The sequence below is a fragment of the Terrabacter ginsenosidimutans genome (assembly GCF_039539425.1).
GTDB classification, from domain to species: Bacteria; Actinomycetota; Actinomycetes; order Actinomycetales; family Dermatophilaceae; genus Terrabacter; species Terrabacter ginsenosidimutans.
This window is the reverse complement of the sequence record NZ_BAABDC010000004.1, coordinates 68,282-90,220: the sequence shown is the minus strand read 5'-3', so window position 1 is coordinate 90,220 and position 21,939 is coordinate 68,282. Positions and strand designations below refer to the sequence as shown.

The 21,939-nt window shown below is 72.8% G+C and carries 23 protein-coding genes and 1 riboswitch; of the genes, 5 read left to right on the top strand and 18 right to left on the bottom strand.

Translation table 11 applies throughout. From position 1 onward, the window contains the following. Positions 1–31: 31 nt before the first annotated feature. Positions 32–1,063 carry a GNAT family N-acetyltransferase gene (locus ABD831_RS13240; protein WP_344947208.1) on the bottom strand — a complete coding sequence of 344 codons (1,032 nt, stop codon included), beginning with the start codon at positions 1,061–1,063 and terminating at the stop codon, positions 32–34. Between the two features lie 76 nt (positions 1,064–1,139). Here ABD831_RS13240 and ABD831_RS13235 point away from each other — a divergent pair, with 76 nt between their 5' ends. Further along, positions 1,140–1,781, top strand: coding sequence for a TIGR03085 family metal-binding protein (locus tag ABD831_RS13235; protein ID WP_142178236.1), 642 nt, complete (start codon positions 1,140–1,142; stop codon positions 1,779–1,781). A gap of 24 nt (positions 1,782–1,805) precedes the next feature. Here the strand turns inward: ABD831_RS13235 and hisF are convergent, their stop codons facing one another. Beyond that, the gene (gene hisF / locus ABD831_RS13230; RefSeq protein ID WP_142178237.1) at positions 1,806–2,579 is read right to left on the bottom strand and encodes an imidazole glycerol phosphate synthase subunit HisF; all 774 of its coding nucleotides are present in this window, start codon (positions 2,577–2,579) and stop codon (positions 1,806–1,808) included. A 44-nt stretch (positions 2,580–2,623) separates the two neighbouring features. Between hisF and ABD831_RS13225 the strand changes: the two genes are divergently transcribed. The 4 genes from ABD831_RS13225 (at position 2,624) to ABD831_RS13210 (ending at position 8,993) form a co-directional block, all read left to right on the top strand. Next, positions 2,624–3,211: a uridine kinase family protein gene (locus tag ABD831_RS13225; RefSeq protein ID WP_344947201.1), complete on the top strand. Its 588-nt coding sequence runs from the start codon at positions 2,624–2,626 to the stop codon at positions 3,209–3,211. Next, positions 3,211–4,410, top strand: coding sequence for an MFS transporter (locus tag ABD831_RS13220; RefSeq protein WP_344947198.1), 1,200 nt, complete (start codon positions 3,211–3,213; stop codon positions 4,408–4,410). Before ABD831_RS13225 ends, ABD831_RS13220 begins: the two co-directional genes overlap by 1 nt. A gap of 154 nt (positions 4,411–4,564) precedes the next feature. After that, positions 4,565–8,425, top strand: a complete 3,861-nt coding sequence (locus ABD831_RS13215; protein WP_344947195.1) for an IPT/TIG domain-containing protein — start codon at positions 4,565–4,567, stop codon at positions 8,423–8,425. Between the two features lie 76 nt (positions 8,426–8,501). Then, a complete protein-coding gene (locus ABD831_RS13210) occupies positions 8,502–8,993 on the top strand; it encodes a globin domain-containing protein (protein WP_344947192.1) in 492 nt (163 codons plus the stop codon). Here the strand turns inward: ABD831_RS13210 and ABD831_RS13205 are convergent. The 16 genes from ABD831_RS13205 to def form a co-directional block, all read right to left on the bottom strand. Beyond that, positions 8,981–9,526 (bottom strand): flavin reductase family protein, encoded by a 546-nt coding sequence (locus ABD831_RS13205; RefSeq protein WP_344947189.1) that lies wholly within the window; start codon positions 9,524–9,526, stop codon positions 8,981–8,983. The genes ABD831_RS13210 and ABD831_RS13205 overlap by 13 nt on opposite strands. Further along, positions 9,523–10,035, bottom strand: coding sequence for a PH domain-containing protein (locus ABD831_RS13200; RefSeq protein WP_344947186.1), 513 nt, complete (start codon positions 10,033–10,035; stop codon positions 9,523–9,525). The genes ABD831_RS13205 and ABD831_RS13200 overlap by 4 nt, the downstream gene beginning before the upstream one ends. Positions 10,036–10,058: 23 nt before the next feature. Next, entirely contained in the window at positions 10,059–10,904 is an 846-nt protein-coding gene (gene hisG / locus ABD831_RS13195) for an ATP phosphoribosyltransferase (RefSeq protein ID WP_142178242.1), read from the bottom strand. 14 nt (positions 10,905–10,918) lie between these two features. Beyond that, a complete protein-coding gene (locus tag ABD831_RS13190) occupies positions 10,919–11,182 on the bottom strand; it encodes a phosphoribosyl-ATP diphosphatase (RefSeq protein WP_028785574.1) in 264 nt (87 codons plus the stop codon). Between the two features lie 44 nt (positions 11,183–11,226). Beyond that, complete coding sequence (gene ribH, locus ABD831_RS13185) at positions 11,227–11,694, bottom strand: 6,7-dimethyl-8-ribityllumazine synthase (protein ID WP_142178243.1); 468 nt, start codon at positions 11,692–11,694, stop codon at positions 11,227–11,229. Then, positions 11,691–12,935 (bottom strand): 3,4-dihydroxy-2-butanone-4-phosphate synthase, encoded by a 1,245-nt coding sequence (gene ribB, locus ABD831_RS13180; protein ID WP_344947149.1) that lies wholly within the window; start codon positions 12,933–12,935, stop codon positions 11,691–11,693. Before ribB ends, ribH begins: the two co-directional genes overlap by 4 nt. Beyond that, on the bottom strand, positions 12,932–13,537 hold the full coding sequence (locus ABD831_RS13175; RefSeq protein ID WP_142178245.1) for a riboflavin synthase: 606 nt from the start codon (positions 13,535–13,537) through the stop codon (positions 12,932–12,934). The genes ribB and ABD831_RS13175 overlap by 4 nt, the downstream gene beginning before the upstream one ends. Before the next feature lie 8 nt (positions 13,538–13,545). Continuing rightward, positions 13,546–14,610, bottom strand: a complete 1,065-nt coding sequence (gene ribD, locus ABD831_RS13170; RefSeq protein ID WP_344947139.1) for a bifunctional diaminohydroxyphosphoribosylaminopyrimidine deaminase/5-amino-6-(5-phosphoribosylamino)uracil reductase RibD — start codon at positions 14,608–14,610, stop codon at positions 13,546–13,548. A 3-nt stretch (positions 14,611–14,613) separates the two neighbouring features. Then, positions 14,614–15,372 carry a nicotinamide riboside transporter PnuC gene (gene pnuC / locus ABD831_RS13165; protein ID WP_344947136.1) on the bottom strand — a complete coding sequence of 253 codons (759 nt, stop codon included), beginning with the start codon at positions 15,370–15,372 and terminating at the stop codon, positions 14,614–14,616. 117 nt (positions 15,373–15,489) lie between these two features. After that, positions 15,490–15,618: riboswitch (FMN riboswitch) on the bottom strand. 119 nt (positions 15,619–15,737) lie between these two features. Further along, positions 15,738–16,250, bottom strand: a complete 513-nt coding sequence (locus ABD831_RS13160; protein WP_344948215.1) for a P-loop nucleotide/nucleoside kinase family protein — start codon at positions 16,248–16,250, stop codon at positions 15,738–15,740. Between the two features lie 62 nt (positions 16,251–16,312). Continuing rightward, positions 16,313–17,215 (bottom strand): GNAT family N-acetyltransferase, encoded by a 903-nt coding sequence (locus ABD831_RS13155; protein WP_344947133.1) that lies wholly within the window; start codon positions 17,213–17,215, stop codon positions 16,313–16,315. A 120-nt stretch (positions 17,216–17,335) separates the two neighbouring features. Continuing rightward, positions 17,336–17,992: a ribulose-phosphate 3-epimerase gene (gene rpe, locus ABD831_RS13150; protein WP_344947130.1), complete on the bottom strand. Its 657-nt coding sequence runs from the start codon at positions 17,990–17,992 to the stop codon at positions 17,336–17,338. Positions 17,993–18,022: 30 nt separating this feature from the next. Continuing rightward, a complete protein-coding gene (locus ABD831_RS13145; RefSeq protein ID WP_344947125.1) occupies positions 18,023–18,802 on the bottom strand; it encodes a class I SAM-dependent DNA methyltransferase in 780 nt (259 codons plus the stop codon). Between the two features lie 61 nt (positions 18,803–18,863). Further along, complete coding sequence (locus ABD831_RS13140) at positions 18,864–20,429, bottom strand: RsmB/NOP family class I SAM-dependent RNA methyltransferase (RefSeq protein WP_344947122.1); 1,566 nt, start codon at positions 20,427–20,429, stop codon at positions 18,864–18,866. Then, positions 20,422–21,378 (bottom strand): methionyl-tRNA formyltransferase, encoded by a 957-nt coding sequence (gene fmt, locus ABD831_RS13135; protein ID WP_344947108.1) that lies wholly within the window; start codon positions 21,376–21,378, stop codon positions 20,422–20,424. The genes ABD831_RS13140 and fmt overlap by 8 nt, the downstream gene beginning before the upstream one ends. Position 21,379: 1 nt before the next feature. Beyond that, positions 21,380–21,925 (bottom strand): peptide deformylase, encoded by a 546-nt coding sequence (gene def / locus ABD831_RS13130; RefSeq protein ID WP_142178254.1) that lies wholly within the window; start codon positions 21,923–21,925, stop codon positions 21,380–21,382. Between the last annotated feature and the right edge of the window lie 14 nt (positions 21,926–21,939).

Genomic DNA, 21,939 nt, shown 5'->3' with positions numbered 1-21,939 from the left:
GTGCGTGCTCTCTGGACGACCCCCCAGCCTCTCACGCGTCGCCGACCTCCCCGGCACCAGCACGCCCGGCCCAGAGCCATTCGGCGTCTGCCGCCCGGTCGGGCTCCTCGACGCGCCGGAATCCGAGCCTCGCGAGCACGCGCTGGCTCGCGACGTTGTCGGGCTCGGTGTGCGCCACGACACGGAGACCGGCTGCCTCGAGCGAGCGCACCATCGCGGACAGGACGTCGGTCATCAGACCGCCGCCGCGGGCCTGCGGCACGAGGCCGTAGCCGATCTCGACGATCCCGTCCGCGGGCGGTCCGAAGCAGCCGATCGAGCCGACGGCGAGCCCGTCGGACCGCCGGACGATGTGACGAGGGGACCAGGGGTCCGGCCCCGAGGGCAGCATCCCGATCGCGTCGAGGTCGTCCTGACGCGGGTAGCCGTCGGCCCACCACGTCAGGCGCTCCCCCGCCCGCATCGCCGAGGCCTCCTCGGCGGTGATCGGTACGAGGCGCGCGTCACGCGCCTCGATCGGGCCGCTGTCGATGGCCCGGGCCGGTGCGCCGGTGCGCACCCAGTGGCGCAGCACCCCGTCGCGCTCGTCCTCGAGGATGCCGCCGCAGGAGATGATGGTCCGCGCCGAGGCCGTGTTGGCCACGTCGCACGTGACGAGGACGGGGTCGATGCCCCGGGCCGCGGCGAGGCGCAGCGCCAGACCCAGCGCCGCGCGGGCGACGCCCTGACGGCGCGCACCCGGCGCGACGGCATACCCGATGTGTCCTCCCTCGACGAGCAGCGACGGGGTCAGCGCGTGGCGCACCGCGATCGTGCCGACGACGCGTCCGTCGCGGACGATCCAACGGTTCGACGACGGCACCCGTCCCTCCGGGAGCGCCTCGTCGGTGCGCTCCATCCGGCCGAGCCAGTCGACCCACTCCTCGAACACCGCGGGGTCGCGCAGCACCTCCCGGTCGCCCGACCGGTAGCTGGAGCCGTGGATGGTCCCGCCGGCGAAGTCGTCGACCATCTCCCACCACGAGTCGGCAAGGTCCACGGTGGGGCGCACGAGCTCGATCACGGTCCGACCCTAGGCAGCGGCCGTCCCCGGCGGCCACCGGATTTGGACCGCCCGCGTGCCCTGAGAGGATAGGCGCATGACCCGCCACGCACAGTCCGAACGCCTCCAGCTCTGCGACGAGCTCGACCGGCTCGGGCCCGACCGGCCGACCCTGTGCGAGGGCTGGGACACCCGGGACCTCGCCGCGCACCTCGTCATCCGCGAGGGACGCCCCGACCTCGCCGTCGGCAACGTCGTCCCGTTCCTCCACGGTCGCCTCGAGCGCGAGCAGCGCCGCATGGCGCAGGGCGACTACGCCGGCCTCGTCGAGCGGATCCGTCGCGGGGCGCCCGGGTGGAACCCGATGGCACACCCCAAGGTCGACGAGCTGACCAACCTCGTCGAGTTCTTCGTGCACCACGAGGACGTGCGTCGGGCCCAGCCCGACTGGCAGCCCCGCGACCTGCCCGCGGCGCTGCAGGGCAAGCTGTGGTCGGCGCTGAAGCGCTCGGCCCGCCTGATGTTCCGCAGGTCCGCGACCGGGATCGTCCTCATCGGCGAGGGCCAGGGCCGGTATGCCGCCAAGCTGCCCGACCAGCACGGCACCGTCGTGCTCCGGGGGACGCCTGCCGAGCTCGTGCTCTACGCGTACGGCCGCAAGGACGTGGCGCGGGTCGAGCTCGAGGGCGACGCCGACGACATCGCGGCGCTGCAGAGGGCCGAGCTCGGCATCAGCTGAGGCTCACCGAAGGACGGCAGACGGTCAGCGGACGGTCAGGCCGGCCGCGCGCAGGGCGTCCTTGACCTCACCGACCGTGAGCTCGCGGAAGTGGAAGACGCTGGCGGCGAGCACCGCGTCGGCGCCTGCCTCGACGGCCGGCGCGAAGTGCTCGACCCGTCCGGCGCCGCCGCTCGCGATGACGGGCACCGACACGGCGGCCCGGACGCGGCGGATGAGCTCGAGGTCGAAACCCTCCTTCGTGCCGTCGGCGTCCATCGAGTTGAGCAGGATCTCGCCCGCGCCGAGCTCGGCGGCCCGGGCACACCACTCGACGGCGTCGAGGTCGACGGGTGTGCGCCCCCCGTGCGTCGTCATGACGAAGTCGTCGGTGGGCCGTCCGTCGTCGCCGAGACGGCGGCGGACATCGGCCGACAGGACGAGCACCTGCGCGCCGAACCGGCTCGCGATCTCGGCGATCAGCTCGGGCCGGGCGATCGCTGCGGTGTTGACCCCGACCTTGTCGGCCCCGGCGCGCAGCAGGCGGTCGACGTCGTCGACGGTGCGCACCCCGCCGCCGACCGTGAGCGGGATGAAGACCTGCTCGGCCGTCCGGCGCACCACGTCGTAGGTGGTCTCCCGGTCGCCGCTGCTCGCCGTGACGTCGAGGAAGGTCAGCTCGTCGACGCCCTGGTCGTCGTAGAGCTTGGCGAGCTCGACGGGGTCACCGGCGTCGCGGAGGTTCTCGAAGTTGACGCCCTTGACGACCCGGCCCGCGTCGACGTCCAGGCAGGCGATGACTCTCGTGGCGACCGGCATGGCACAAATCTAGGCCAGGACCAGAACTGGGTAGTCTCGCGCCCATGTGGGACGAGGTGACGCGGCCGCCGCGCGAGGAGCACGTCCGCGCCGTGGTGTCCCTCGCCCGCGGGGCAGCGGCCCGGTGCGGCCACGTCGTCGTCATCGCCCTCGACGGCCCGAGCGGGGCCGGCAAGACGACCCTGGCGCGGGGCGTCGAGCTCGCCCTCGAGGCGAGCGCCCCGGTCGCGGTCGTGCACATGGACCACCTCTACCCCGGGTGGGACGGACTGGCCCAGGCCCCCGAGCTGCTCACCACGCAGGTGCTCGAGCCGCTCGCCCGCGGAGAGCGGGCGGCATACCGGCTCTGGAGCTGGGTGCGCGAAGAGTGGGCCGGCACCCGCGAGGTGCCCCCGTGCCGCTTCCTCGTCGTCGAGGGGTGCGGCTCCAGCGTTCAGCCGGCGGGAGCGTATGCCGCCGTGTCCGTCTTCGTCGACGCCGACGTCGCGCTCCGGATGCGACGCGGCATCGAGCGGGACGGCGAGGACTACCGCCCGCAGTGGCAGCGGTGGGCGGACCAGGAGCGGGCGCTCTTCACCGCCGACGCCACGAGGCAGCGCGCGGACCTCGTCCTCGACACATCTAGTCTCTGATGGTGCTGCGACGAGACCGAGCGATCCGCCCCCTGCCGCCCGTCTGGGTCATGGCCGTCGCGCTCGTCGCGGTCGCGGCCAACCTGCGGATCGCCATCACGAGCATCCCGCCGCTGCTCGACGCGATCTCCTCGGACCTCGGCCTCAGCCACGCCGCGGCCGGCGCCCTGACGACCCTGCCCGTGCTGTGCATGGGGGTCTTCGCCCCGGTGGCGAGCCGGATCGCCCACCACACCGGAGCCGCCGGCGCGGTCCTCGGAGCCGTCCTCGGCATCCTCGCCGGCACGGCCAGCCGCTTCGCCGGCGACCACGTCGTCGTGCTCTACGCGGGGACGTTCCTCTGCGGCGTGGGGATCGCCGTGGCCGGCACCCTGCTGCCCCGGCTCGTCAAGACCTACTTCCCTCCGGAGCGGGTCGGCCTCGTCACGGGCCTCTACATGCTGGCCATGATGGGCGGCGCCGCGGCGAGCTCGGCGATGGCCGTGCCGCTCGCCGACCGGCTCGGGAGCTGGCAGGCGTCCCTCGGGTCCTGGTCGGTCGTCGCCCTCGTGGGCGCCGTGGCGTGGGCGCCGTTCACGGTGCGGGCCAACCCTCACCACACCCCCGACGAGGAAGGTCCCGGCCGCCTCCCGTGGCGCCATCCCACGGCGTGGCTCGTCGCCGGCTACCTCGCGCTGCAGTCCTGGTGCTTCTACTCCGCCGTCACGTGGCTCGCCCCGACGTATGTCGAGCACGGCTGGTCCCGCCAGTCCGCCGGCTACCTCGCAGCCGCCTTCAGCGGTGCCCAGATCGTCTCGGGTCTGCTGGGCCCCGTCCTCAGCGACCGCACCCACGACATGCGCCGGCTCCTGCTGCCCGCCGCGGCCCTCGGGGTCGCCGGGTCAGTCGGCATCTGGCTCGCGCCCCTCACGGCGCCGTGGCTGTGGGCCGTCGTCACCGGGCTCGGCCAGGGCGCGGCGTTCTCCCTCGCGCTCGTCCTGCTCGTGCGCTACGCCCGCACGCCCGAGGCCAGCGGGCGCCTCACCGGCATGGCCTTCCTCATCTCCTACGGCATCGCCTCGATCGGCCCCCTCGCGATGGGACTCGTCCGCGACGTCACGGGCGGCCTGTCGGTCGTCTGGGCCGTCCTCGCGGCCGTCGGCGTCGTCCAGGGCCTCGTGGTGCTGCGGCTGCGTCCCGACCTGAGACGCGTCGACTGACCCTCCCAGCGCGTTGCCGGCCACCCGTCCCCACCCCTACATCTGGGGCTGACGGGGCGCCTGGTGCGACCCAATTAGGGCCAAACCGCTTACAACGGACGAAATGCCTGTGCAGAATGCTCGCCGGACGTGCTGACTGCAAGGAGACCGCCATATGTTGCCTGGGCCCACCAAGCGAACGCGCCGTGACGGCCGCACCGGCACCCGCACCTCGGCACGTGTGGTGTCCGTGCTCCTCGCGGTGGGTCTGGTCGCCGGTCTGCCCGGGCTGCTCGGCGCGACCCCGGCCGCGGCATCGTCGGTCCCGGCAGCTCCGGCGAGCAGGAACGTCGTCGTCGCCCCTCCGCCGGCCCTCAGCCTGTCGGTCGTGGCAGGTCCGACCGGCGGTGGCACGACCGTCGACCTCTCCGGCGTCGGCGTCGGCGCAACGACACGGGTCCTGTTCGGCACGACTGCCGTCACGCGCGTCACGAAGGTGTCGAGCACGCGCGTCCGGGTCGTCACTCCCGCCCACCCGGCCGGCATCACCACCGTGCGCATCACGACTCCGACCGGCACGTCGCCCGTGTCGGCCCGCTCCACGTTCGCCTTCGACCCCGTGCCGACGATCTCGTCGCTGTCCTCGCGCGGCTCGTCCACACGCGGGGGCACGACGGTCACCATCACCGGGACCGGCCTGGCACGCGCCGGCGCCGTGCGCTTCGGGGACACGGCCGCGACCGCGCTCACGCGCGTCTCGCCCACCCAGCTCCAGGTGACCGTCCCGGCGCACGTCGTCGGCACCGTCGACGTGCGGGTCACGACACCCGGCGGTACGTCGGTCGCCGCGGCGGCCGGCCGCTTCACCTACACGGCGCTCCCCACGACCCCGGCCCCGACGGTCACCGGACTGTCCGTCCCGGCCGGGCCGGTGCTCGGCGGCACGGTCCTCGTCGTGTCGGGGTCCGACTTCACCGGGGCGACGAGCGTCCTCTTCGGATCGACGACCGTTCGCCCCACCGTGCTGTCGAGCACCCAGCTGCGCGTCACGACACCCGCCCACGCGGCGGGGCTCGTCCACGTCCAGGTGCGCACGCCTTCCGGCACCTCGGTGGCATCCGCCGCCAGTGCCTACTCCTACGATGCGGTGCCGGTGGTCACCGGCATCTCCCCCGCGTCCGGGCCGACTGCCGGGGGGTCCACCGTCACGCTGACCGGCACGGGCCTCACCCGTGCCACAGCAGTGCAGTTCGGCCCCACGACCACCAGCAACGTCGTCCGGGTCTCCGCGACGACCCTGCGCGTCACGAGCCCGGCGCGAGCCGTCGGCACCGTGGACGTTCGCGTCACGACCCCGGGTGGCACCTCGGCCGTGACGACGCGCGCCCGCTTCACGTACCAGGCGCCGCCTGCCGTGACGTCCCTGTCGACCACGGCCGGGCCCCTCCGTGGGGGCACCGCCGTCACCGTCACCGGAGTGCGCCTCGACGGGGCGACCCGCGTCAGCTTCGGTGGCACCGACGCAGCGTTCACGGTGGTCTCCCCCACGACGATCCGGGCCACCACCCCCGCCCACGCAGCGGGCCTCGTCAGCGTCACCGTCACGACCCCCTTCGGCACGTCCGCGGCGAGCGCGTCGGCCACGTTCGCCTTCGACCCGGTGCCGGTCGTCACGGGAGTGTCGCCACAGACCGGGCCCCCGGCCGGGGGCACCGTGGTGACGCTGACCGGCACCGGACTGACGCGGGTCACGGCGGTCCGCTTCGGCACGAGCGCCGCGACCAACCTCGTCAGGGTCTCGGACACCAGCGTGCGCGTGACGACACCGGCGCATGTCCCCGGACCGGTCGACGTCCTCGTCACCAGTCCGGGCGGCCAGTCCGTAGCCGGCTCGGGAGCCCGGTACGTCTACGGCTCGCCGCCGGCCGTCACGTCCCTCTCCGCCACGGCGGGCCCGCTGCAGGGCGGCACCGTCGTGACGATCACCGGGACCCATCTCGGGGAGGCCACTGCCGTCCGCTTCGGCTCCGTCGCCGGCACCGGTCTCGTCCGCGTCTCCGACACCACCCTGCGCATCACGTCACCCGCCCAGCCCGAGGGCGCGGTTCGGGTCCGCGTCGTCAACGTCAACGGAACGAGCCCCGACACCGAGCGGAGCACCTTCACCTACGTCGGCGTGCCCGCGGTCTCGAGCCTGTCGACACCAGCCGGCCCACTGGTCGGAAGGGTCGTCGTCATCACCGGCACCCGGCTCGGGCTCGCCACCGGGGTCGACTTCGGCGGCGTGCCCGGCACCTCGCTCGTCCGCGTGTCCGACACCCAGCTGCAGGTCGTGGCGCCGCCACGCAAGCCGGGCACCGTGGACGTGCGCGTCACCACCCCGGGCGGCGTGTCCCCCGTCGTCCCGGCGGCACAGTTCACCTACCAGGCCGTGCCGACCGTCTCGTCGGTCTCACCGGCCCCCGCTCCCACGAAGGGTGGCAGCGTCGTCACGCTGACCGGGACGGCATACGACCGGGTCTCGTCCGTGACGTTCGACGGTCTGGCCGCCACGGCGATCACTCGACTGTCCGCCACGCAGCTCCGCGTCACGGTCCCGGCGCATGCCGAGGGCGATGTCGACGTGCGCGTCACGACACCCGGAGGCACGTCACCGGTCGGGCGCGGCGGCCGCTTCACCTACCTGAACCCCCCGGTGGTGCGTTCGGTGTCACCCGCCTCCGGTCCGTTGAGCAGCGGCAGCGTAGTGACCCTGCGCGGCTCGTCGTTCACCGGCGTCAGTGCCGTCCAGGTCGGCGACGTCCCGGCGACGTCGTGGAGACGCATCTCCGCGACGATGATGATCGTCGTCGTCCCCGCCCGCCCGTCGAGCGGGCCGGTCACCGTCCGGGTCACAACGCGCGCCGGCACCGTCCTGCGCGCCGACGGCTTCGCCTACGTGGCCGGCGCCACCCTCCGGACCGGAGAGGTGCTCTCCCCGTCCACGGCCCTGCGCTCCCCGTCCGGTGGGTACGTCGCGACGATGCAGGCCGACGGCAACCTCGTCATCACGACGGCGGCAGGCACCCGCCGCTGGACGAGCGCCACCAGCGGCCCCGGCAACCGCCTGCAGGTGCGAAGCGACGGCAACGTCGTCATCGTGCGCCCCAACGGGACGGTGGCCTGGTCGAGCGGCACCAACGGGTGGACCGGTGGCCTGCTCACCCTGAGCGACGGCGGCCTGCTCCAGGTCCGCCAGGGCGCGACGACGGTGTGGGACCACCGCGGCCTCCGCTACGACCGGCTGCTCCCCGGACAGGTGCTGCGTTCGGGTGAGTCGGTCGTCTCCACGAACGGGGCATGGAGCCTCGTCATGCGCACCGATGGCAACCTCGTGCTCGCCTCGGCCACGGGGCTTCGCCAGTGGGCGGCGTTCACGACCGGTGCCGGCAACACCGCCACGATGCAGACCGACGGCAACTTCGTCATCCGCAACACCCGAGGGGTCACCCAGTGGTCGACCCGTACGAGCGGTGCGGGGTCGCTCGTGCGAGTCCTCGGCACCGGGAACGCCGCCGTCTACCGCGGCGCGACCATGGCGTGGGCCGTCACCGGTGGGCCGGCCCCGGCCGGCTGGGCGTGCTACTCCCGGGCGACCCAGGACTGCATCCAGCGCTTCGGCTACCACGGCCAGCGCGCCTGGAACTACCCCGTCGACCCGTGGGGCAACAACTGCACGAACTTCTCCGCCTACCGTCTCTCCCTCGACGGTGTGAGGAACCCGGGCAACCTCGGCAACGCGACGAACTGGGACACCAGCGCCCGCGCCAAGGGGTTCGCCGTCGACCAGAGGCCGCGTGTGGGCGACATCGCCCAGTGGAACTCCAACCACGTCGCCTATGTCGACTGGGTCAGCGCCGACGGCGACACCGTCGCCATCTCGGAGAGCGGGTACGGGGGCACCGTGCTCGGAGCGACGTACACCTCGATGAGCGGCCGCCGGATCATCGCGCGCGGCAGCTACTCCTGGCCCTCGAACTTCATCCACTTCCGCTGACGGGCCACTCCGCCAGGCTGGAGGCGGGCTGGGGGCGGGGCTTGTCGCGGCGCACCACGGGTGGGAGCCTGCCACGGTGGACCGGACCCTCTACGACGCCGTCGGTGGGATGCCCGCGCTCGTCAGCCTCGCGCACGCGTGGCACGAGCGATGCCTCGCCTATCCGGTCGTGTCGCACGCCTTCTCGCAGGGCTACCACCCGGACCACACGAAGCGCCTCGCCGCCTACTGGGCCGAGGCGCTCGGCGGGCCACGGACCTACACGGCGTCGGTCGCGAGCGAGACCGAGGTCGTGCGGCTGCACTCCGGCAACGGCGAGCACCGCGAGATGGACGAGCGGGCGGTCGGCAGCTTCGCGGCAGCGGTGGACGACGTGGGCCTCGCGGGCGACCCTGCCCTACGCGATGCGCTCGTCGCGTACTTCGCGTGGGCCACGGACTACATGGCCACCTACCACCGGTCGCCCGACGAGGTCCCCGACGGCCTCACCGTCCCCCAGTGGTCCTGGGACGGACTCGTGGGCGGCACCGATGCCCGCGGCACCGCGGAAGGGTCTCAGCCCCAGTAGTCGTCCATGGCCTCGGCGGTCTCGGCGGTCTCGTCACTCACCGACGTGCGACGCTCCGTCACCGTCAGACGGCCTCGGTAGAACAGCATCGGTCGACCGGACTCACCGTCCTCGAGGTCCAGCACCCGACCGACGACGACGTCGTGGTCGCCGGCGACGTGGACCTGCTCGACCGAGCAGTGCACACGCATGAGCACGCCGGGCAGGCTGGGGCCGCCGTGCTCGGACCGGGCCCAGTCCAGACCCTCGAAGCGTGCACCGTCGGGCGAGCCGAACCGCGCGATGAGGTCGCGCTGGTCGTGACCGAGCACGTTGACGGTGAAGCGGCCCTGGCCGCGCATCCGTGGCCACGAGCGCCCGCGGTGGTCGGCACAGAACAGCACGAGCGGCGGGTGGAGCGAGACCGAGGCGAAGGACTGGCAGGCGAACCCGACCGGCGCGCCGTCCTCGGCGAAGCCGGTCACGATGGTGACACCTGTCGCGAAGTGGCCGAGCGCGTGCCGCATGCGCTCCGGGGTCGGGGCGCCCGTCACGACGGTTCCAGCGGGCGCTTCGGCTCGGGAGCCTCGCCGAACGCCTGGATGAGGGCGGCCAGGCGAGAGGCCTCCCGGCCCGCCACCGGCCCGTCGGCCTTCTGGATCGCCATGACCGCGACGGAGTCCCCGTCCTCCAGGTCGAGCGTCACCCACGGCTCGCCGCCGCCGAACTGGATGCCGACGATCTCGGGCCAGTCGAGGGTGCGTGTCAGCATGAGGTTGCGCACGACGAGCCCGGCCCTGCTCGGCACGGCACGGATCGAGGCGTAGCGCCAGGCGATGAGCGCGACGGCCACGCCGAGCCCGAAGAACATCAGCCGGTCGCCCAGACCCCAGCGGCCGTCGACCTGGCTCGGCATGACCACGGCGATGACCCCGAAGACGACGAGCGAGGACCACACCACTCCGAGCGCGACGGTGCGACCACGTCTGGGCCGGAACGGCGCCCACGCGTCGGAGCCGGGTTCCGGCTGCGCCCCCTGCGGGGGCCCCGGGGGCGGTGTCATGCGGTCCCTCCCGCGGTCACGCGTCACAGCCGGCAGGCGGCGATGTCGGTGACGAGGATGGCTCGAGCCCCGAGGTCGTAGAGCTCGTCCATGAGCCGGTTGCGCCCGAGGCGCGGCACCATGGCGCGCACGGCCACCCAGGCGTCGTCCTGCAGCGACGACACCGTGGGCGACTCCAGTCCCGGCGTCAGCTCGCAGGCGCGCTCGACGAGGTCCTTGGGGCAGTCGTAGTCGAGCATGACGTAGGTGCGGGCCGTGATGACGCCGGCGATCCGGCGCTGGACGATCTCGATGGCCTGGTCCTCGCCGGGCCGGTCGCCCCGGATCAGGACGGCCTCGGACCGGAGGATCGGCTCGCCGAAGACCTCGAGACCCTGCTGCCGCAGGGTGGTCCCGGTCTCGACGACGTCGGCGATGCAGTCGGCCACCCCGAGGGTGATGGCCGTCTCGACGGCCCCGTCCAGGCGCACCACCTCCGCCGACAACCCCCGCGACGCGAGGTCGGAGCGGACCAGGCCGGCATACGACGTCGCGACGCGCTTGCCCTGGATGTCCTCGACGGTGGCGACCTGACCCGGCTTGCCGGCATACCGAAACGTCGAGGCGCCGAAACCGAGCGGCATGACCTCGACGGCGTCGGAGCCCGAGTCGAGCAGCAGGTCGCGGCCGGTGACGCCGGCGTCGACGGTGCCGGAGCCGACGTAGACGGCGATGTCGCGCGGGCGCAGGTAGAAGAACTCGACGTCGTTCTCGGCGTCGGAGACGACGAGCTCCTTGCTGTCACGACGCGTGCGGTAGCCCGCCTCGCGCAGCAGCTCGACGGTCGCGTCGGACAGGGAGCCCTTGTTGGGCACGGCGATTCGCAGCATGGCTGTGGCGGTCCTCAGAGGTGGGAGTAGACGTCGTCGAGCGAGATGCCCTTGGCGAGCATGAGGACCTGCAGATGGTAGAGGAGCTGGCTGATCTCCTCGGCGGCCTCGTCGTTCGACTGGTACTCGGCGGCCATCCACACCTCGGCCGCCTCCTCGACGATCTTCTTCCCGATCGCGTGGACGCCGGCGTCGAGCTGCGCGACGGTGCCCGAACCCTCGGGTCGCGTCTGCGCCTTCTCGGCCAGCTCGGCATACAGCTGCTCAAAGCTCTTCACGGTCCCCCAGCCTACGGGCCGGCGACCCGTCGTCCCGACGGTGCTCACGTGGCGAGGCCGCGCAGCGCCACGACGGTCGCGACGGCGGCCGTCGCGGCCTCGTGGCCCTTGTCCTCGGCGGACCCGGGCAGCCCGGCACGGTCCAGGGCCTGCGCCTCGTTGTCGCACGTGAGCACGCCGAAGCCGATCGGCGTCGACGAGCGGACCGACACGTCGGTGATCCCGACCGTCGCGGCCTGGCAGACGTAGTCGAAGTGCGGGGTGCCGCCACGGATGACGACCCCGAGGGCGACGAGCGCGTCGTACCGTTCGGCGAGCGACGCGCACGCGACCGGCAGCTCGAAGGTGCCCGGCACGCGGACGACGTCGACCGCCGTGACGCCGGCATCGGCCAGACCGCGTCGCGCCCCGTCGAGGAGCCCGTCCATGACCTGCTCGTGCCAGCTCGCCGCGACGACCGCGACCCGCAGGCCGCTGCCGTCGGTGGTGAGGCTGGGGGCGCCGTCCTTCATGCTGTCTCCTTGCCGCCGTGCCGGTCGCTGCGGACCGGGATGTCGTGCCCCAGTCGCTCGCGCTTGGTGATGAGGTAGTTCTCGTTGTCCTCGCCCATCGGTCCGTGCAGACGCTCGACGGCGACGACGTCGACGCCGAGGTGGCGCAGGGCCGTGACCTTGCTCGGGTTGTTCGTCAGGAGCACGACCTGCGGCGCACCCAGGTCGTGCAGGATCGCCGCACCGGCGGCGTACTCCCGCGCGTCGACGGGCAGCCCGAGCGCGGTCTGCGCGTCGACGGTGTCGGCCCCGCGGTCCTGCTGGGCGTAGGCCCGCAGCTTGTCGACCAACCCGACGCCGCGCCCCTCGTGCCCGCCGAGGTAGACGACGACGCCGCCCTCGCTACCGACCCGCGCCAGGGCCGCCTGCAGCTGGGGCCCGCAGTCGCAGCGCAGCGACCCGAAGGCGTCGCCGGTCAGGCACTCGGAGTGCAGCCGGGTGAGGACCGGACCAGCCTGGCGCAGCCCTCGCAGCCCGCGAGGACTGACGAGGGCGACGTGCTCGTCGCCGGTGAGGGTGTCCCGGTAGCCGTGCGCGGTGAACGTGCCGTGGACCGTCGGGATGCGGGTCGTCGCGAGCCGCTCGACCCGGTCGAGGCGCTGACGGTGGTCGACGAGCTGCTCGATGGTGATGACCGGGAGACCGAACTCGCGGCCGAGCTCGACGACCGCGTCGAACCGCATCATCGTGCCGTCGTCGTGCACGAGCTCGCCGATGACGCCGACGGGTGAGAGGCCGGCGAGCCTGGTCAGGTCGACGGCCGCCTCGGTGTGGCCGGGGCGCGTCAGCACGCCACCGGGTCGGGCGCGGAGCGGCAGGACGTGCCCGGGGCGGATCAGGTCGGAGGGCGTCGCGTCCACGTCGGCGAGCACCTGGACGGTGCGCAGCCGGTCGGCCGCACTGATCCCCGTCGTGACGCCCTCGGCCGCGTCGACCGACACGGTGTAGGCGGTGCGCAGGGGGTCGCGATTGTCGGCGACCATGAGCGGCAGCTCGAGCCGGTCGGCGATCTCACCGGGCATCGGTGCGCAGAGGTAGCCGGACGAGTGGCGGATCGTCCACGCCATCCAGTCCTCGGAGGCGGTCTCGGCCGCGAGGACGAGGTCGCCCTCGTTCTCGCGGTCCTCGTCGTCGAGGACGAGCACGGGCCGGCCGGCCTGGAGGGCTTCCAGCGCCTCCTCGACGGTCGAGAGCCCGGTCATGACACGGCCTCCTGCCGATGGGTGAGCAGTCGCTCGACGTACTTGGCGATGACGTCGACCTCGAGGTTGACGACGTCGCCGACTCCCTTGTGCCCCAACGTGGTCAGCTCGAGCGTGGTGGGAATCAGCGATACGCCGAAGGTGTCGTCGCCGACGTGGGCGACGGTGAGCGACACCCCGTCGACGGTGATCGAGCCCTTCTCGACGACGTATGCCGCGAGGCCGGGTGGGAGCGTGAAGTCGACCGTCTCCCAACGATCCCCGGGCGTACGTGCAGTGATGGTCGCCGTGCCGTCCACGTGCCCCTGGACGACGTGGCCGCCGAACCGCCCGTCGGCGGGCATGGCCCGCTCGAGGTTGACGCGGTCACCCGGTGCGAGGGCGCCCAGGCTGCTGCGGTCGAGGGTCTCGGCCATCACGTCGACGGTGAAGCCCGTAGCGTCGTGCTCGGTCACGGTGAGGCAGACGCCGTTGACGGCGATCGACGCACCGCGGGTCGCATCGCTGACGACCAGGGGACCCTCGATGCGCAGGACGGCCGACTCGGCGCCGTGCTCGACTCCGCCGACGGTGCCCAGCTCCTCGACGATTCCGGTGAACATGTGTCTCCTCAGGGTTCTGCGTGAGCTCGAAGGGGTGCCGTGAGTGGTGCGGCGGGGACGGTGCCGGCAGGGACCGCATGGATCCGCACGTCTCCCCCGATGACGACGACGTCGACGAGGTCGAGGCGTCGGACCTCGGAGATGGACCGGATGCCGAGGTCGTCGACCGCGGCCGCACCGGAACCGAGGAGTGCCGGGGCGACGTAGGCATAGACGTCGTCGACGAGACCGGCACCGAGGAAGGCAGCAGCAAGGGTCGGGCCGCCCTCGAGCCAGACGTCGCGGACCCCTCTGCACCACAACAGATCCAGCGCCTCACGGGGGTCTCGGGTCTCGAGGTGCATGACGGCACCCGGCGCGTCATGGACACGTGCCCTCGACGGCACCTCGCGCAGACCCATCACCGCGCGAAGTGGCTGCTGCAGCGCGGGCGCGCCACCCGGCATACGCACCGTCAGTCGCGGGTCGTCGGCGAGGAGGGTGCCGGTGCCGACGAGGACCGCGTCACGGGTCGCCCGAAGCAGGTGGACGTCGGCCCGGGCGGCCTCCCCGGTGATCCACTGGCTGCTGCCGTCGGCGGCGGCGCTGCGCCCGTCGAGGGTGGTGGCGAGCTTCCACGTCACCAAGGGGCGCCCGAGGTCCACGGTGCGGGCCCAGCGCTCGTTGATCCCCGCGGCCTCGTCGGCGAGGACGCCTCCCGTGACGTGCACGCCCGCGGCGTGCAAGCGCTCGGCGCCGCCCGCGGCGTCCGGGTTGGGGTCGGACTGGGCGAAGACGACCCGAGAGACCCCGGCGTCGGCGAGCGCGTCCGAGCACGGCCCGGTGCGTCCCGTGTGCGAGCACGGTTCGAGCGTGACGTAGGCCGTCGCCCCGCGCGCGGCGTCCGCCGCCTCGCGCAGGGCCTCGATCTCCGCGTGCGGCGTCCCCGCACCGTGGTGGAACCCCTCGCCGACGACGGCGCCGTCCGGTGCGACGATGACGCAGCCCACCCGCGGGTTGGGGTCGGGCCACGGCCCGGCCGCGGCGAGCTGGAGGGCTCGTCGCATCCAGGCGCGGGCTGCCGTGTCACCCATGGGTCAGCTCGACGTCCCGGTCAGCTGGGGCTCGACGTCGGGCACGCTGACCCGGGACGCCTTGACCCACTGCGTGAAGCCGTAGAGGACGAAGAGGCCGTAGAAGGTGTAGAGCACGCCGGTCGGCACGTAGTCGGTCGCGAAGGCGAACGGGACGCCGACGAGGTCGACCGCGATCCAGGCGAGCCAGAACTCGTTCCAGCCGCGGGCCATGGCGTACGTCGCGACGATCGAGCCGACGAAGATCCACGCGTCGCACCAGTAGAACCACCACTGCGGCGTGAAGAAGGGGTTCGGCGAGAGGTTCCACAGCCACACGAAGGCCTGGTGGACGACGACGGTGCCGACGAGCCAGAAGACGACCACGGCGACGCGTTCCCGGCTCGTGGCCCACCGCGGGGTGATGGCGACGCCGCTCGCGTCGCCCGCGTGGTTGAGCCGGCGCACCTGCGACCAGCGCCACCAGCCGTAGATGCTCGTCACGATGAAGAAGACCTGGCGGCCGGCCTGCCCGAAGAGCGGGATGCGCTCGTCGGCACCGAAGACGGCACCGAGGTAGACGAAGAACAGCATGATGTTGGCGAGGATCCCCACGGGCCACGCCCAGACCCAGCGGCGCATGCCGAGGTAGGCGGACGCGAGTCCGATGAGGACGCCGATCAGCTCGAGCCAGTGCAGCTGGTAGGGACCGATGGGGATCGTGGCGTCGATGGCCTGTTGGAAGACGTTCTTCGTCTGGTCGGCCAGAGCAAGAGCCTGCATGTGGTGTTCGTCCTTGATGGTTCGTCGTGGCACGGACGAACTCCGGGGTAACTCCACACGCCCACGTGGTCGGGGCCCGTACGGACGACGCCGACGGCCCAGGCCACGACGGCCTGTTTCGTGCTGCCTCCCATCCGGACTTTCACCGTCGGTCCCGGAATTTCACCAGGTCAACCGGCCGCTGGATGCGGTCGGGTCGCGGACTGTAACCGCCGGCTCGGAATTACACCGACCCCGGAGCACGTACAGCCAGTATGCACCCGGAGCAGCGCAGGGGGCACACCGTGCCCGCGTGACGGCCACCACGAAGGGCTGACGCGCACGCCCCCGTCTGCGCGTGGGCTCGAGAGCCAGCGTTCGACCGCTCAGGACACCGATGGTGGCCAGCGATGGTGCCGCCACTCGTCCCACGTCGCGAACCCGACCGGCGCGTCGTCGACGGGTTCGCTGCCGTCGAGCTCACCCGGCGTGGGGATGTCGATGGCGTCGGCCCACTCGGCGAGCTCCGCATCGGACATGGGCCAGGTCGTGTGGGGCGCTTCGGCCTGGCGTCGGTCGAGCCGCACCCGCTGCTCGGTCGGCGTCAGCTCGAAGTAGTGCATCTCCACCCTCGCGCCGAGGTCGGCGGCGGCCTGCCGCAGGGCGGAGCGCTCGTCCCGGGACCAGAGCCCGTAGTCGATGACGACGTTGTTGCCGAGCTCGAGCGCGCGTAGCCCGACCTGGATGAGCCGACCCTCGATGACGTCCTGGGCCGACGGCGGATTCTCCTGTCCGTACAGAGCTTTCACCCATTCGTCCTTCGTCAGGCGGAGTGCTCTGTGCTCACTCTCGATACGCCGCGCAGCCGTGGTCTTCCCGGTGCACGGGAGACCCACCATCAGGAACAGCATCGGCTGCCGCATCCTCGCCCCTCCCTCGAGCTCAGCATCCGTGACGCCGGTCAGCTCGGCCGCCGGAAGTCGGTCACGGCCGGGAGCGCTCGGAATCCCGCGGAGACGTAGGTCGCGACGCCGACCACGTTGCTGCTGGGCGTGCACACGGTCGCGCTGGACGCGCCCATCTCCCTGAGCGCTGCGGCCGCCGCGAGCGAGATGGCCGTGCCGTACCGGCGCCCCCGGTGGTCTCGGTGCACACCGAGTGGTTCGAGGAGCCCGGGGCGTCCCGGTCCCGCGGACCAGACCGTCACCGTCGCGACCGCGGTCCCGTCGCGGTCGTAGCCGACGAGGCATCGGGCCCGCTTGTACGGCGACGCGGCGGCCATCAGGTGCCAGCGGCTCCCGGTGAACGTCGAGGTCTCGAACGACGCCCGCTGCACCTCGACCCGGTCCGAGACCCAGTCGGACACGCGGTCGGACTCGCGGTCGGACTCGTGTTCGGACGCATGGTCGGACGCCAAAGTCGCCGCATCGTGCGCGCTGCCCACCTCGACCCTGAGCTCGCACGCCTCCACCGCGTCGGTGAGGTCACGGCTCAGGGGCGTCCACGACTCGTCCTCGAGCCAGCCACGGGCGGTGAGGAGTCCTCGGAGGGCACTGCCGGCCCGGGCTTCGACGCACGCGTTCCCCGTGGGCAGCACACCCCGCGCCGGATCCGACAGGTCTGCCAGCAGCCGCGAGGCGAGCTGCTCGTCCTCGTCGACGCTCGGGGCGACGCCCATGCGGATCAGTCCGTCGCCGTCCACGAGCCCGACCGCCACGACCTGCCCGTCGTCACGCCACACCCGGACGTCCCTGGCCAGGTCCGGGCCGCCGAGCCTCCAGGCCCACCCGAGGTCACCGGGATGGAGCTGCACCGGACCGCCGTCATGCTGCCAGGACGCCACCGCGTCAGTGACCTCGGTCAACGAGGCGACGGTCGCGGGCTCCAAACTCACGGGCATCCGGCCATTCAACTCGATGTCCGCGACGGCACGACAGCGGTTTTCGCGCCCCGACGGTCGCCGCCGCCGGCGCCGCTGGAGTCGTCAGTGCTGGTGACCGGCCGCCAGTGCACGCAGCTCGTCCACGGCCGCAGCGGCGTCCTCGGCCCCGTAGACCGCGGAGCCCGCGACGAACACGTCCGCCCCGGCCTCGGCGCACTGCTCGATGGTGTCGGCGCTGACTCCCCCGTCCACCTGGATCCAGACCTCGCCGCCGTGGCGCCGCACGGCCTCACGGACCTGGCGCACCTTGGGCATCTGGTCGGCCATGAAGGACTGACCGCCGAACCCCGGCTCGACGGTCATGACGAGCACCATGTCGAGGTCGGGCAACAGGTCCTCGTAGGGCGCGAACCCGGTGCCGGGCTTGAGTGCCATCGACGCACGCGCGCCGGCTGCCCGCAACGTCCGCGCCAACGCACGCGGGTCGCGCGCCGCCTCGATGTGGAAGGTCACCGACTGGCACCCCGCCTCGGCATAGAGCGGTGCCCACCGGTCGGGGTCCTCGATCATGAGGTGCGCGTCGATCGGGATCGGGCTCACCTTGAGCAGGGCCTCCACGACCGGCAGCCCGAGGGTGAGGTTCGGCACGAAGTGGGCGTCCATGACGTCGACGTGCGCCCAGTCGGCGCTCGCGATGCGCCCCAGCTCGGCCTCGAGGTTGGCGAAGTCGGCGGAGAGGATGCTCGGTGAGATCTGCACGCGCACAGCCTAGGGGCCGCGCGCTCCCCCTCAGTCGACGACCTTGGTCCAGACCGACACGTGCGACTCGGAGTCCGCGGTGAAGGGTGAGCGGTCCCAGTCGGACCAGCGGTCCCGCAGGCGCAGGCCGGCGATCCGCGCCATGAGGTCGAGCTCCGACGGCCACACGTAGCGGTGCGCCGAGGCGGCATACCTCGCCAGCTCCCGCCCCAGCCCGTCCTGCTGCCCCTCCCGGACGTAGTGGTGCGAGACCGACAGCTGCGACACGACGTCGACGGTGTCGAAGCCGACGTGCCGCCGGCCGACGTGGAAGGGCACCGCGGTCTGCCCGGGCGGCATCCGTCGCAGCTGCGGCACGAACACCTCGACGACGAAGGCCCCACCGGGCGCGAGCTGCGCGGCGACGGTGCGGAAGCACTCGACCTGCTCGTCCTGGGTGAGCAGGTTGGTGATCGTGTTGTAGACGAGGTAGGCCACGCGGTAGTCGCTGCCGACGCGCGTCGTCGCCATGTCCCCGATCGTCACCGGGAGCCGGTCGCCGCCGGGCTTGCGTCGCAGCTCGGCGACCATGGCCTCGGAGAAGTCGATGCCGTGCACCTCGACGCCACGCTCCGCGAGCGGCAGCGCCACCCGCCCGGTGCCGATGGCGAGCTCGAGGGCCGCGCCGTCTCCGGCGAGCTCCTGCAGCACGTCGACGGCCGGGCCCAGCACGTCAGCGCCGAACATGTGGGCCGAACCGGCGTCGTACGTCGGGGCGACCCGCTCGTCGAAGGGGCTGGGCTGGAGGTCGTCGATCGCGTATGCCGTCACGCCCCCACCCTGCCCAGCGAATCGTCTGCTGCGCGAGTCCTTTTCGAGCCGCCGGCCCTGCCTACCGCTTGCGCAGCAGTGCGAAGAACATCGCGTCGGTGCCGTGGACGTGCGGCCAGAGCTGGACGTAGGGCCCCTCGCCCAGGCCCGGGACCTCCCGGCCGGACGCGTCGACGAAGAACGGGCGGGCGTCGACGAGCTCGACGTCGTCGCGGCGCTTGAGGATGTCGGACACGACGAACCGCGTCTCGTTGAGGTGCGGGCTGCACGTGGCATAGCCGACGAGCCCGCCGGTCGCCGTCGCGTCGACGCCGGCGACGAGCAGCTCGCGCTGCAGCTCCGCCAAGGCTGCGACGTCGCCCGCGGTCCGGCGCCACCGTGCCTCGGGGCGGCGGCGCAGTGCCCCCAACCCGGTGCACGGCGCGTCGATGAGGACCCGGCTGAAGCCGCCGGGCTCCAGCTCGCCGAGGTCGCGGCCGTCGCCGTGCCGCACCTTGAGACTCGTGTCGGCATCCCGGGCCGCGACCCGCGCCGCCGCGAGGGTCTGCCACACGAGGTCGGCCCGGTGCTCGCTGATCTCGTTGGCCACGAACGGGATCCGTCGCTCGATCGCCAGGGCGGCGAGCAACCCTGCCTTGCCGCCGGGACCGGCACAGAGGTCGAGCCAGCGCTCGTGCTCAGCAGCCTCCCCCTCGACCTCGGCGGCGGCGAGCGCGAGGACGAGCAGCTGCGATCCCTCGTCCTGCACGGCGGCACGGCCGTCACGGACAGCCGCGATGGCGCCGGGGTCCCCCTCGGGCAGGATCGCCCCGACCGGGCTGAGCCCCGAGCGATCGGCGCCGGCGTCCTCGAGCTCGTCGAGAGAGGCCAGTCCGGGCCGCGCGACGAGTGACACCTTGGCGGGGGCGTTGTCGCTCTCGAGCAGCGCGCTCAGCGACTCCTCGACGTCAGCCGGTCCTGCCGCTCCGTGCCCGATCAGCGCGGCCCGCAGGGCCTTGGCGATCCAGACGGGGTGCGAGGTGCGCAGGGCGAGGCGCTCGACGGGGTCGCCGACGCCTTCGGTGACGAGGTCGGTCCATGCGTCGGGCTCGCGCTCGCTGATGCGCCGCATGACGGCGTTGACGAAGCCGGCTGCCCCGGCGCCGTTGACCTGGCGGGCGAGGGCGACGGTCTCGTCGACCGCTGCGTGGGTGGGCACGCGCATGCCGAGCAGCTGGTGCGCCCCGAGCCTCAGGGTGTCGAGCACGTTGGCGTCGATCTTGTCGACGGGCCGACCCGCGGCCGAGGCGATGATGGCGTCGTAGAGGCCGGAGAGGCGCGTCGCGCCGTAGACCAGCTCGGTGGCGAAACCCGCGTCGCGGCCGCTGATCCCCTTGTCGCGCAACAGCTTCGGCAGTGCGAGGTTGGCGTAGGCGCCGTCGGCGATCTCACGCATCGCCGTGTAGGCGGCGAGACGCGGCGCGTCGGTGCGACGCGCCCGCTCGGAGGGTCGCTGCTCGGAACGGTGCCCGGCAGAGCGCTCACGGGCCTGCGGACGCTGGCGATCACCCCGTCGACCGTCACCACCTCGACCGTCGCCGCGAGGGTCTCCTCCCCTCGGGCCGTGTCCTCGTCGCTCGTCACTCATCGCCGACCCGCTCCCCCATCTCGATCCGTGTGCCGCGCGCCCAGTCGGCGGCCGCCATCGGCTTCTTGCCGTGCGGCTGCACCGTGCCCAGCCGGACCGGGCCGGTGCCGGTGCCGACGAAGACGGCCTTCTTCGTGACGCGGAGGTCCCCGGCGCGCAGCGTCACACCGTCCGGGCCGACCGGCACGTCGTCGGCCGACACCACGGTCACGGGCGAGACCTTGAGCCGCTCGCCGCGGAACGTGGTCCACGCCCCGGGAGCCGGAGTGCAGCCTCGCACGAGCCGGTCCACCGCGGTCGCCGGACGAGACCAGAGGATCCGGGCGTCCTCGACCTCGATCTTCGGGGCCAGCGAGACTCCCTCGGCCGGTTGCGGCACCGCCACGAGGTCACCCGACTCCAGCCCGTCGAGCGTGGCGACGAGCAGCCCCGCCCCGGCCGTCGAGAGCCGGTCGAGCAGGTCGCCGGCCGTGTCGGTCGGGCGGATCGTCTCGGTCATCACCCCGAGCACCGGCCCGGTGTCGAGGCCGCGCTCGATGACGAAGGTCGACGCCCCGGTCACCTCGTCGCCGGCCATGATCGCGTGCTGCACGGGAGCAGCCCCTCGCCACGCCGGCAGGAGCGAGAAGTGCAGGTTGATCCAGCCGAGTCGCGGGATCGCGAGCGCCTCCACCGGGATGAGGTTGCCGTACGCCACGACGGGGCAGGCGTCGGGTGCGAGCGCCGTGAGGGCCGCGAGGAAGTCGGGGTCCTTGACGCGGGTCGGGGTCAGCACCGGCACACCGAGCTCCTCGGCCCGGCGCCGCACGGGAGAGGCCTCGAGGCGCCGGCCGCGTCCGGCGGGGGCATCGGGGCGGGTGACGACGCCGACGAGCTCGTGGTTCGAGGCCGCGACGGCATCGAGGCTGGGCACCGCCGCGTCGGGGGTGCCTGCGAAGACGACCCTCATGTCACATCGCCCGGCCGAAGGTGGAGTGCGGGCTGATCCGCACCTCGGGCGGGTTGTCGGCGAACCACTCGGCCTCGCGGATGGCGCGCATCGCCTCGCGACGCGCCTCCGGGTCGAGCCGGTCCACGAAGAGGATGCCGTCGAGGTGGTCCGTCTCGTGCTGGACGCACCGGGCGAGCAGCTGGGTGCCCTCGAGCACGACGGGCTCGCCCCACATGTTCTGACCCTTGGCGACGACGGACAGGGCGCGCTTGGTGTCGAACGCCAGTCCCGGGATGGAGAGGCAGCCCTCGGGGCCGTCCTGCTCGTCGTCGGACAGGTCGAGGACGGGGTTGACGAGGTGACCGAGGACCCCGTCGACCCAGTACGTGAAGACCCGCAGCCCGACGCCGATCTGCGGTGCGGCGAGCCCGGCGCCGGGCGCGTCGAGCATGGTGTCCTCGAGGTCCTTGACGAGGACGCGCAGCTGCTTGTCGAAGTCGGTGACCTCGGCGGCCTCGGTCCGCAGGACCGGGTCACCGAAGAGTCGGATGTCCTTGATCGACACAGGTCTCCAGGGGT